This is a genomic window from Roseateles sp. P5_E11, from assembly GCF_054049355.1.
This window is the reverse complement of sequence record NZ_JBFUMO010000280.1, coordinates 1-7,391: the sequence shown is the minus strand read 5'-3', so window position 1 is coordinate 7,391 and position 7,391 is coordinate 1. Positions and strand designations below refer to the sequence as shown.

Genomic DNA, 7,391 nt, shown 5'->3' with positions numbered 1-7,391 from the left:
GAACGAGACACCCCGATGAAGAAGACTGTCCTGCTGCCTGCCCTGCTGGCCGTACTGGCCGCCACCGCTCAGGCCGAGGTGCGCCTGGCCCCCGTGTTCGGCGAGYACATGGTGCTGCAGCGCGAGCGCCCGCTGCGCCTGTGGGGCCAGGCCACGCCCGGCCAGACGCTGACCGTCGAGTTGGCCGGGCACCAGGCCCGCACGCAAGTCGCCGCCGACGGCCGTTGGCGTGTGCAGCTGCCTCCCCTGCCCGCCGGCGGCCCGCACCGCCTGCGCGTGCAGGGCGACCAGACGGTGGAGCTGCGCGACGTGCTGATCGGCGATGTCTGGCTGCTGTCCGGCCAGTCCAACATGGAGTGGCCGCTGGCGACCACCGACACCGGGCCGCAGGAGGTCGCGTCGCCGCAGAACCCGCAGCTGCGCCAGTTGCGCGTGCCGTTGCGCGCCAGCCTGCAGCCGCAAGCCGACATCGCGCCCGCCGCCTGGCAGGTGGCCCAGCCCGGCGCCGTGGGCGAGTTCAGCGCCGTCGGCTACCACTTTGCGCGCCAGATGCAGGCGGTGCAGGGCGTGCCCATCGGTCTCATCAACACCGCCTGGGGCGGCTCCCATCTCGAGACCTGGGTGCGCCGCGAAGCGGCCCTGCGCGACCCGGACCTGGCGCCGGCAGTCAAGGCCCTGCCGGCCGACGAGAAAGCCTTCGCCCGCGCGCGCCGTGAGCGCATCGAGGCCGCGGTCGCGGCCTGGCAGCCGGGCCTGCCCTGGCAGGGCGTGGATGCCAGCGGATGGTCGGCCGCCGCCGACATCGACACCGCCTGGCCGACGCTGCAGGCGCCGCAGGTCTGGGAATCGCAAGGCCTGCCCGACCTGGACGGCATCGTCTGGATGCGCCGGCGCATCGAGCTCAGCGCCACGCAGGCGGCCGGCGCCGCGCAGCTGCACCTCGCCAAGGTCGACGACTGCGACGAGGTCTGGGTCAACGGCCAGCGCGTTGGCGGCCAGTGCGGCTACGACCAGCCGCGCCGCTACGAGCTGGCGCCGGGCCTGTTGCGGGCCGGCGCCAACTGGATCGCCGTGCGCATCACCGACACCGGCGGCGGCGGAGGCTTCCACGGCGACGCGGCGGCCTTGCGGCTGGACACGGCGGCCGGCAGCCTGCCGCTGGCCGGCGCCTGGCGGGCGCGTGTCGAGCAGGCCAGCGCCAACACCGGGCCCACGGCCAACGACGCACCCACGCTGGCCCACAACGGCCTGATCGCACCGCTGCAGGGCCTGAGCGTGCGCGGCGTGCTCTGGTACCAGGGCGAGAGCAACACCGGCCGCGCAGCCGCCTACGCCGACGGCTTCAAGCGGTTGATCCAGGACTGGCGCGCCCAGTTCCAGGCCCCCGAGCTGCCCTTCCTCTACGTGCAGCTGGCCGCCTTCCTGCCGCTGGCAGACAACCGGCCCGGCCATGGCGGCTGGGCGGAACTGCGCGAGGCCCAGGCCGCCGCTTTGGCCCTGCCGCACACCGGCATGGCGGTCGCCATCGACATCGGCGACGCGGCCGACATCCATCCCCGCAACAAGCGCAGCGTCGGCCAACGCCTGGCCGCCCTGGCCATGCATGAGCTGGGCTTGCGCCCGTCACCCGCCACGGGGCCACGCCTGGCCGGCACCGAGGTGCACGGCAACGAGCTGCGGCTGCGTTTTGCGCAGACCGCCGGCGGCCTGCGCACGGCCCGGGCCGGCGAAGCCTTGCGCGGCTTCCTGCTGGCGGGCGCCGACCAGCGCTGGCAACCGGCCCAGGCGCGGCTGGAGGGCACCGACGTCATCGTGTTGAGCAGCCCGGCCGTGGCCGCACCGGTGGCGGCGCGCTACGCCTGGGTCGACAACCCCAGCGAGGCCAATCTGATCGGCGGCGACGGGCTGCCGATGGCGCCTTGGCGCAGCGACAGCTGGGCGCTGGAGACGCAAGGCCGGCGCTACCCCGACTGAGCAGCGGAGAGCCGTCGGCGCCTGATCGAGATCGCAAGCGCGATGCACACGAGCAGGAAGGCACCGTCCATCAGCAGCATCGTGCTCAGCTGCTCGCCCGCCGTCCATGGCCGTGGCGAGAGCGGTGCCAGCAGCGTCTTCACGGTCGGCGGATCTGTCAGCAGCAGGTCCCGCGTCCAGTTCACCGCGGCGTGCACGCCCGCCGCCGCGGGAACGCTGCACCAGCGCACGAACACCAGCCCGAACAACAGCGAGCCCACCGTGGTGCCCAGCAGCGCCACCTGCCAGGGCCAGCCGTTGACGACATGGAACACCGCGAACAGCAGCGCGGTGAAGAGCTGCGCCTGCCAATGGCCCCATCCGGCGATGAGCCGCTCGAAGCTGTAGCCGCGGAACACGAGCTCCTCGACGGCGTTGCCGGACAGCAGCCAGAGCAGCGACCACGCCGCCATGCCCGCGCTGAAGTGCGGGTTCCATGCCCAGGGGATGGGCAGCACGAGCCGCGTCACGAGCGCGATCATCACGATGAGCAGCGCCCCGCCCGCAAACCCGGCGCCTAGCTGCCCCAGCCGGCGCCACGACGCATCGAGGCCAAGTACCGCGAGAGAACGCCCCTCGTACCGCAGGAAGAGATGGCTCAGCGCAATGGCGGCCCCGACCAGCACGATCGGATGCCCGACGGCGATGAGGCTCGGCACCGCCCAAATCGGCGCGCAGATCAACAGGAACAGCAGCGCCCGGCGAATCGATGTTGAAGGCGCCAGCGGCGCAGGACTTCCAGGCGGGAACGGGAAGGTGGTCATTGAAGCCTGTCGAGGAGCGTGCGATACCCAGCGGTCCATTTGACCGCCTGCCAGGCACCGCCGTCGATGACGGCCTCAATGATGCGTGCGTGCCGCGGCGTTGCGCTTGCGGGTCTCGGCGCCCTTCTTGGCCGACGCCGATCGCTCGGCCGCCGTGCGGCTGGCCGCGGCCTTGCCACCCAGGCGGCCACCCTTGCGCGAGGGCTCGTGGTTCTCGGGCTGGCCGCGACCGGAGCCCGACTTCTTGCCGCCGCCGGTCTCCTTGTTCACCGTTGCCCAGGCGCGGGCCTCGGCTTCTTCCTTGGGCACGCCGCGGTGTTCATAGCCGCTTTCGATGTGCTCGGCCTGGCGTTTCTGCTTGTCGGTGTACGACGATTTGTCACCTCGGGGCATGGCGGTCTCCGGGAGTGGAAAGATCCCACCATGCGACGCTGAGGTTCGCAGTGTTGTAGGACGCTGTGCCAATTACATCCGCTGGCCATGCAGGCGCCATGGCTTCAGACAAAGCGCGTCGACAACCTCACCACCAACTCGGGTTCGGGCGCGACGGCCCTGGGCCGGCGATGCGCCAGCAGGTCCAGCATGGCCGCGGCGGCGCGGCGGCCCAGTTCGGCCGGCGACAGGTTGACTGTCGTGCGCGGCGGGCAGGCATGGGCCGCGGCCAGCACGTCGTCGAAGCCGACGACAGAGACGTCCTCGGGAATGCGCAGGCCGTGCCGGTACAGCGCCTGGGCGGCGCCGGTGGCCATCTGGTCGTTGGCGGCGAAGAGGGCCGAGAACTCGATGCCGYGGCGCAGCAGGTCTTCCGCGGCGCGCTCGCCGCTGGCTTCCTGGTAGTTGCCCCGCTGCACTAGCGCCCGGTCCAGCGCAATGCCGGCTTCCTCCAGCGCCGCCCGGTAGCCCTGCTCGCGCTCCAGCGCATCCGGGTGGGTCGGGTCGCCGGTGATGTGGGCGATGCGCCGGTGGCCGCGCTGCAGCAGATGCCGCGTGGCGGCGCGGGCGCCCTCGAAATCGTTGGAGTGCAGGCTGTGCAGGCCCGGTGCCCGCAGTTCCCGGCCCGTGGCCACGACCGGCAGCTCCAGGGCCAGCTCGGTCAGGAAGCGGTCGTCCAGCGTGCCGGTCAGCACGATGATGCCGTCCACGCGGCGCGCCTTCAGCGACTGCACGCAGCGCTCCTCCTCGCGCCGGTCCCAATGCCCGCTGGCGACGACGAGGCCATAGCCAGCCTTGGACAACGCCTCCTCGACGCCGCGCAGCGTCCAGGCATAGCAGGGGCTCTCGAAGTGCTGCACGACGATGCCGATGGTGCGGGAGCGCCCATCGGCCAGCGCCCGCGCGATCGTGTTGGGCACGAAGCCCAGCCGCGCGATGGCCGCGAGCACGGCGTCGCGCTTCTCGGGGCGCACATGCGGCGCGTTGTTGATCACGCGCGAGGCCGTCGTCGTCGACACGCCGGAGGCGTCGGCCACCATGCGCAAGGTGGCGGCATGGGAAGAGGGGGAGTGACTTTTCATCGAACCATCAGACAGAAATGACAGCGTTGTCAACTGGTGTGCAATCGTGCATCAACATCTGCAATTGAGCAAGCGCAGAGGTCGGGCCAGATCGCTTGTCGATTTCACGGGCCGTCGTTCGTCGTGGGGTGAGACGGCGGAATTCTTCTGCCGCACCCTGCCTCTGGAGACCCGACCATGCGATTCCTTTCGATGATCCGCGCCGACGAAACTACCGGCCAAGGCCCCACCGAGCAGTTGATGGCCGACATGGGCCAGCTGATCGACGAGCTGACCCGCTCGGGGCAGCTGGTCAGCACCGCCGGGCTGCGGCCCTCCTCGGAAGGCGTGCGCGTGCGCCTGCACCGCGACGGCCAGCTCTCGGTGGTGGACGGCCCCTTCACCGAGACCAAGGAGGTCATCGCCGGCTACGCCATCTTCGAGGCGCCCTCCCGTGCCGAGGCATTCGAGCTGACCCAGCGTTTCCTGCGCCTGCACGGCACCGGCTGGGACCTCGTGTGCGAACTGCGCCAGATCGACGGCCCCGGAGAGGGCTGCACCCATTCAGTTTCCTGAAGAAAGGACCGGCCATGCCCTCCTGGTCAACGTCCCTGCGCGAGCACTACCGCTGGATCATCGTCGCCGCGGGCGGCCTGCTCGGCTGCGTGGCGATCGGCGCGCTGTTTTCCCTGCCCGTGCTACTGCGGCCCATCGCGCTGGACACCGGATGGTCCACCACGGGCATCTCCACCGCCATGACGGTCGCCTTCGTCGCACTCGCGGTCGGCAGCATGTTCTGGGGTGCCCTGTCCGATCGCGTCGGCCCGCGCCTCGTGGTGGTGACGGGTGCCCTGTTCCTCACCGCCGGCCTCGTGCTGGCCAGCCTCGCCACCTCGCTCGTGGCTTTCCAGCTCTGCTTCGGCGCCATCGTCGGTGTCAGCGCCGCGGCGATCTTTGCGCCGCTGATGGCTTGCGTCACCGGCTGGTTCGACACGCGGCGCAGCTTGGCTGTGTCGTTGGTCTCGGCGGGTATGGGCATGGCGCCGCTGACCATGTCGCCGCTGGTGGCCTGGCTGGTGCAGGGCCACGACTGGCGCAGCACGCTGCAGATCGTCGCGGCGCTGGTGGCCGTCATCATGCTGCCGGCAGCGATGCTCGTGCGCCGGCCACCGGCGCTGACGGCGGCCGCCACTACACCGGGCCAGGCGCAGGAACCCGGCATGTCCGTCGGCCAAGCGGTGCGCTCGGCACCCTTCCTGATCCTGGTGCTCACCAGCTTCCTGACTTGCGCCACGCACTCGGGCCCGATCTTCCACACGGTGAGCTATGCCGTCACCTGCGGCATCCCGCTGATGGCCGCCGTGTCGATCTACAGCCTGGAGGGGCTGGCCGGCATGGGCGGCCGTCTCGTGTTCGGGCTGCTGGGCGACCGCTTCGGTGCCGCGCGCACGCTGGTGCTGGCCCTGCTGGCTCAGGCGGTGGTGGTGCTGGGCTATCTGTATGCGCGCGAGCTGAAGAGCTTCTACACGGTAGCCGCCCTGTTCGGCTTCACCTACGCCGGCGTGATGCCGCTGTTCGCCGTCATCGCACGCGAGAACTTCCCGCTGCGCATGATGGGCACGGTGATCGGCGGCACCACCATGGCCAGCAGCATCGGCATGGCGCTGGGGCCGGTGCTGGGCGGGCTGATCTACGACTCGTTCTCGAGCTACGCCTGGCTCTTCATCGGCGCATTCGCACTGGGCATGGGCGCCTTCCTGTCGGCGCTGATGTTCATGCGCCTGCCACGGCGGCCGTTTGCTGCGGCGGCGGCCTGAGCGCTGCGTTCAGCGCTCGAAGAAGAAACGCATCATTTCCGCGCTGGCATCAGGCCCACGAGCGTCCGCGTAGGAGCCCGACGGATCGCCGCCCGACCAGGCGTGGCCGGCACCCCGCACCAGCCATTGCTCGGTCACGACCTGGCCTTGCGCGTCCTTGTGCAGCCGCCGCCTGCAAAAACGCCCGCCGCGCTGGAGACCTTGCTGTTCATCCACGCTGACGGCGGTGCAGCCGTGGGTGGCCGCCACCTGGTCGGCATTGCTCGGATGGACCGTGGCATCGGCATCGCCGTGGAAGACGATCATGCGCACGCCGGATTTGGCCTTGTCCGACGGCGTGGGGCTGCTCCGGCCCTGCATCGCGGCCAGTGCGCCCGGCAAGTCGCGCGCCGCACCGGCAGCGAGCCCGGAGTGCACGCCTGCCGCGGCGAAGACGTCTGGGTGCGTGTCGGCCAGGATCGCCGCCATCGCGCCGCCGGCGGACAGGCCGGCCACAAAGATGTGTTTGGCGTCGACGCCGTGGCTGGCAGCGATGTGCTGAACCATCGCGGTCAACAAGGCGGGTTCGCCGCGGTTGCGGCCCTGGTGGTTGTGCTTGAACCAGTTCCAGCAGCCCTGCGCATTGGCCTGGCGCGCCTGTGCCGGGTAAAGCACCAGCGCGTTGTATTCGGCACCGAGCGCGTTCATGCGCGTGCCCTTGGCGAAGTCGTCGGGATTCTGCGTACAGCCATGCAGCATGAGGACCAACGCGCGCGGCTTGTCAGCCTGGGCCGGCGGGATGAACAGGCGGTAGTCGCGTACGCCAGCGCGATGGGTGTAGTGGCCGCTGACGAACTGCGAGTTCGCGCTGACTTCAGGAGCGGCCGCCGGCATCCCTTCTTCAATGACACGCGCTTCGACGTCAATGACGGCGTCATCCAGCGGTGGGGAGGGGCGAACCGGCGCTGCGCTGCGTTCCAGCGCCTCGGTGATGGCCGCCATCGCGGCCTGCAGGTCGCCGGCACGCGTGAGCGCGGTGGCGTTCTTCATCAATTGACCGAATTGCGGATGCATGGGGACTTTCAAGAGTCGAGCGGCCCGGCTTAAAGCAGCCGCCCGACCAGGGCCGTTTTGACGGCGGGACTGGCGTGGAGGGCGCCAAGCACGGTCAGCGACTCGATGGTGGCGAGCGCCAGTTCCGGCGTGACATCGGGCGCGATGACGGCGAGGCCCAGCACGCGGATCTGCAGCTTCTGCCCCGCCGCCTGGACCTCCGCCAGGTCTGCGGCACTGAACTGCTGGATGCCCAGCACGATGCTCTTGCG

General features: G+C 70.5%; 7 protein-coding genes and 1 pseudogene. 3 read left to right on the top strand and 5 right to left on the bottom strand.

Going from position 1 to position 7,391, the window contains the following annotated elements; all coding sequences use genetic code 11:
• On the top strand, positions 1–1,974 hold a 1,974-nt coding region (locus tag ACXJKR_RS19160; RefSeq protein WP_457324164.1), incomplete at its 5' end, for a sialate O-acetylesterase.
• Here the strand turns inward: ACXJKR_RS19160 and ACXJKR_RS19155 are convergent.
• The 3 genes from ACXJKR_RS19155 to ACXJKR_RS19145 all read right to left on the bottom strand — a co-directional run bounded on the left by ACXJKR_RS19155 (position 1,962) and on the right by ACXJKR_RS19145 (position 4,291).
• Positions 1,962–2,777 carry a CPBP family intramembrane glutamic endopeptidase gene (locus tag ACXJKR_RS19155; protein WP_457324163.1) on the bottom strand — a complete coding sequence of 272 codons (816 nt, stop codon included), beginning with the start codon at positions 2,775–2,777 and terminating at the stop codon, positions 1,962–1,964. The two genes, ACXJKR_RS19160 and ACXJKR_RS19155, sit on opposite strands and share 13 nt — an antisense overlap.
• 75 nt (positions 2,778–2,852) lie before the next feature.
• Positions 2,853–3,170 (bottom strand): hypothetical protein, encoded by a 318-nt coding sequence (locus ACXJKR_RS19150; RefSeq protein WP_056204809.1) that lies wholly within the window; start codon positions 3,168–3,170, stop codon positions 2,853–2,855.
• Positions 3,171–3,274: 104 nt separating this feature from the next.
• A complete protein-coding gene (locus tag ACXJKR_RS19145; protein WP_457324162.1) occupies positions 3,275–4,291 on the bottom strand; it encodes a LacI family DNA-binding transcriptional regulator in 1,017 nt (338 codons plus the stop codon).
• A 177-nt stretch (positions 4,292–4,468) separates the two neighbouring features.
• On the opposite strand from ACXJKR_RS19145, the gene ACXJKR_RS19140 reads away from it, so the two are divergent.
• Positions 4,469–4,846, top strand: a complete 378-nt coding sequence (locus ACXJKR_RS19140; RefSeq protein WP_457324161.1) for a YciI family protein — start codon at positions 4,469–4,471, stop codon at positions 4,844–4,846.
• Positions 4,847–4,860: 14 nt separating this feature from the next.
• Positions 4,861–6,087, top strand: a complete 1,227-nt coding sequence (locus ACXJKR_RS19135; protein WP_457324160.1) for an MFS transporter — start codon at positions 4,861–4,863, stop codon at positions 6,085–6,087.
• Positions 6,088–6,096: 9 nt separating this feature from the next.
• On the opposite strand, the gene ACXJKR_RS19130 is transcribed toward ACXJKR_RS19135, so the two are convergent.
• Both ACXJKR_RS19130 and ACXJKR_RS19125 read right to left on the bottom strand, forming a co-directional pair.
• Positions 6,097–7,140: an extracellular catalytic domain type 1 short-chain-length polyhydroxyalkanoate depolymerase gene (locus ACXJKR_RS19130; protein WP_057296570.1), complete on the bottom strand. Its 1,044-nt coding sequence runs from the start codon at positions 7,138–7,140 to the stop codon at positions 6,097–6,099.
• Between the two features lie 29 nt (positions 7,141–7,169).
• A pseudogene (locus ACXJKR_RS19125) lies at positions 7,170–7,391 on the bottom strand (CopG family transcriptional regulator); the annotation flags it as partial.

Bases quoted from the DNA above. Each gene is read 5' to 3' on its own strand.
- ACXJKR_RS19135 (WP_457324160.1), top strand. From the start codon at position 4,861: ATGCCCTCCTGGTCAACGTCCCTGCGCGAGCACTACCGCTGGATCATC.
- ACXJKR_RS19140 (WP_457324161.1), top strand. From the start codon at position 4,469: ATGCGATTCCTTTCGATGATCCGCGCCGACGAAACTACCGGCCAAGGC.
- ACXJKR_RS19155 (WP_457324163.1), bottom strand. From the start codon at position 2,777: ATGACCACCTTCCCGTTCCCGCCTGGAAGTCCTGCGCCGCTGGCGCCT.
- ACXJKR_RS19130 (WP_057296570.1), bottom strand. From the start codon at position 7,140: ATGCATCCGCAATTCGGTCAATTGATGAAGAACGCCACCGCGCTCACG.
- ACXJKR_RS19150 (WP_056204809.1), bottom strand. From the start codon at position 3,170: ATGCCCCGAGGTGACAAATCGTCGTACACCGACAAGCAGAAACGCCAG.